General features: G+C 65.3%; 1 protein-coding gene. It reads left to right on the top strand.

All coding sequences use genetic code 11. From position 1 onward, the window contains the following. On the top strand, positions 1–213 hold a 213-nt coding region (locus QMX85_RS23480; protein ID WP_282344976.1), incomplete at both ends, for an aldehyde dehydrogenase family protein.

The raw sequence follows: 213 nt of genomic DNA, 5'->3' as shown, positions 1-213 counted from the left end.
CCTGCCCGTCGCGTGCGCTGGTGCAGGAATCGATCTACCCGGCGTTCATGCAGGAAGTGATGAAGAAGATCGGCCAGATCAAGCGGGGCGACCCGCTGGACACCGAAACCATGGTCGGCGCGCAGGCGTCCGAGCAGCAGTTCGACAAGATCCTCAGCTACCTGGACATCGCCCGTCAGGAAGGCGCCGAGCTGCTCACCGGCGGTGGCGTCG

Source organism: Pseudomonas sp. PS02288 (genome assembly GCF_029959715.1).
Lineage (GTDB): Bacteria > Pseudomonadota > Gammaproteobacteria > Pseudomonadales > Pseudomonadaceae > Pseudomonas_O > Pseudomonas_O kuykendallii.
This window is presented reverse-complemented; position numbering and strand designations above follow the sequence as displayed.